Here is a 3112-nt window from a genome sequence, read left to right on the forward strand (position 1 = left end):
CCCCGGGCTCGCCGAACGGGCAGGCCACGAACCGCTCCGCGGTCAACCCCGGACGGTTCAGGTAACCCCGCGCCAGACCCGGACCGGCGATGTACGCCTCCCCCACCACCCCGGGGGCGACCGGCTCCAGCACGTCGTCGAGAACGAACACCCGCATCGTGAAGGTCGGACGGCCCAGCACCGGCTGCGGCGCGGTGCGGGGGTCGGCGAAGACCTGGTAAACCGTGCACTCGGTGGGCCCGTAGAAGCTGAAGGCGTGGGTGCCGTCGCCGGATGACCCGAGCCATTCCCACAGTGGTTGCGGCACCGCCTCGCCACCGACGCCCAGCAGCGACGGGAGCGGCCGGCCGTCGAACAGGCCGCCCGCCACCGCGGACGCCATGTGCGAGGGGGTCAGCTCCAGGAAGTCGACGTGGTGCTCATCCAGCCAGCGGGCCAGCAGCCCGACGTCGGCGAGCGTGTCCTGACCGACGATGTGCAGCTCGTGGCCCTCGGTCAGCGCCGACAATTGGTCCCAGACGGCGTCGAAGGATATGGAGGTGGTCAGCGCCACCCGGAGGGGTCGGCTCCGTGCCGCCTCGGCGGCACCGAAGACCTCCTCGCGGTGGACGGCGAGGAAGCTCGTGATGCTGCCATGTGATACGGCCACACCCTTGGGCGTGCCGGTCGAGCCGGAGGTGTAGATGACGTAGGCGGGATGGGCCGGAACGAGCGGAGCGGTGCGGTCGGCGTCGGCCGGGTCACGCTCCCGGGCCGGGTCGGCGGCGAGCTCGGCGCGCAGCACCGGGTCGTCGAGGACCAGCAAGGGGGCACCGGCCGGCAGCCGGCCCACGGTGTCCTGCCGGGTCACGACGTACGCCGGCCGCGCGTCCTCCACCATGAACCGCACCCGGTCCACCGGGTACTCGACATCGATCGGCAGGTACGCCGCACCGGCCTTCACCACGCCGAGCAGGGCCACGATGAGGTCGGCCGAGCGGGGCAGCGCCAGCGCGACGACGGACTCCGGGCCGACCCCGTGCTCGATCAGGTGGTGCGCCAGGCGGTTGGCCCGGACATTGAGCTCGCGATAGGTCAGGGTGCCGTCGTCGGAGGCGACCGCGGTGGCCTCGGGAAGCCGGGCGGCCTGGGTCTCGAAGAGCGCCGGCAGGGTCCCGGCCCGGGCCGGGCGGACCGGCTCGTTCCAGGTGCGCAGGACCTGCTCGCGCTCCGCCTCGGAGAGCACCGGAACCCGATCCACCCGCCGGTCCGCGTCGGCGCTCACCGAGTCCAGGACCCGGACGAAGCGTTCGGCGATCCGCTCGACACTCCCGCGATCGAACAGATCGACGGCGTAGGTGAGGTCGCCGGTCATCCCGGCCGGCCGGCCGTGCTCGTCGAAGCGCTCGGACAGGTCGAAGGCCAGGTCGAACCGGGCCGGCGGATCTCCGTCGGGCAGGACGCGCGCGGCCAGGCCGGGCAGGTCGAGAACCGGATCGGCGTTGTTCTGCACCGCGAGCATCACCTGGAACAGCGGATGGCGGGCCAGGGAACGGGCCGGGGCCAGCTCCTCGACCAGGCGCTCGAAGGGCACGTCCTGGTGCGCCAGCGCGTCGAGCGTCGAGGCGCGCACCCGCGCGAGCAGGTCGCGGAACGACGGCCCGCCGGACAGGTCGGTGCGCAGGACCAGGGTGTTGACGAAGAACCCGATGAGGTCGTCGAGCGCGGTGTCGGCGCGACCGGCGGTCGGGACGCCGATGGGGATGTCCGGCCCCGCGCCGAGGCGGGAGAGCAGCACGGCCAGCGCGCCCTGCAACACCATGAACGCCGTCGCGCCCTCGTGCCGGGCCAGCTCGGCGACCCGGGCGTGGACCGCGGCGGGGACGTCGAGCGTGACACTCGCCCCCCGATGCGTGGCCACCGCGGGACGGGGCCGATTGGCCGGCAGCGCCAGCTCCTCCGGCAGCCCGGCCAGCGTCTGGGTCCAGTGGGCGAGCTGCTCGCTCAGCAGGCTCTCCGGGTCCTCGGCCGAGCCGAGCAGGTCGCGTTGCCAGAGCGTGTAGTCCGCGTACTGCAACGGCAGCGGCGCCCACTCCGGTTCCCGGCCCGCGCGGCGCGCCGCGTACGCCGCCGACAGGTCCCGCGCCAGCGGCACCAGTGACCAGCCGTCGCCGGCGATGTGGTGCACCAGCAGCACCAGCGTGTACTCGGCCGGGCCGGTCTCGTACAACCAGGCCCGGAACGGCGCCTCGGCACGCAGGTCGAAGCGGTGGTCCACGGCGCCGGCCACCAGCGCGGCGACGCCGGACGCGGCGACCCGTCCGGCCCGGACCACCGTCAGCACCTCGCCGACCTCGGCGACCGGCAGCACCCGCTGGTACGGCTCGCCCTCGGCCGACGGGAAGACCGTGCGCAGCGCCTCATGCCGCTCGACGACGTCCCGCAGCGCCGCGGCCAGCGCGCCCTCGTCGAGCTCCCCGGACAGCCCGATCACGGCCGGGACGTTGTAGGTCGCGCTCGGCCCTTCCAGCTCGCCGAGGAACCACAGCCGCTGCTGGGCGAAGGACAACGGCATCGGGTAGGGGCGGATGGCGGCGGTCAGCGCGGGGCGGGCCGGCTGGGCCGCGTTCAGCGCGCCGGCCAGGGCGGCGACGGTGGGGGCCTCGAACAGGGTACGGATGCCGATGTCCACCCCGAGGACTGCGCGGATGCGGGCGGTCAGGCGGGTGGCCAGTAGGGAGTGCCCGCCGAGTTCGAAGAAGTTGTCGTCCACGCCTGCCTCGGGCAGGCCCAGCACCTCGGCGAACGCGGCGCACAGCAGCTCCTCGGCCCGGGTGGCCGGAGCGCGGTGGGTGGAGACGGCCGCGTAGTCGGGGGCCGGCAGGGCCCGGCGGTCCAGCTTCCCGTTGCCCGTCAACGGCATCCGGTCCAGGACCACCACCGTGGCCGGGACCATGTACTCCGGGAGCAATGTGGCGACGTGCCGCCGCAGCCGGCCGGGCAGGTCCGCGAAGCTCTCCGGAGCCTGCTCCGCGGCGGGCACCACGTAGCCGACCAGCCGCTTGTCGCCGGGAACGTCCTCGCGGGCGCAGACCGCGGTGTGGGCGACGTCCGGATGACCGGCCAGTGCCGC

At 74.2% G+C, this 3112-nt stretch carries 1 protein-coding gene; it reads right to left on the minus strand.

Annotated elements, in window-relative coordinates; translation table 11 throughout:
- A partial coding sequence (locus tag AB0H75_RS50090) for a condensation domain-containing protein (RefSeq protein WP_367809168.1) occupies positions 1-3112 on the minus strand: 3112 nt, incomplete at both ends.

The organism is Nonomuraea sp. NPDC050783, assembly GCF_040802095.1.
GTDB lineage: Bacteria > Actinomycetota > Actinomycetes > Streptosporangiales > Streptosporangiaceae > Nonomuraea.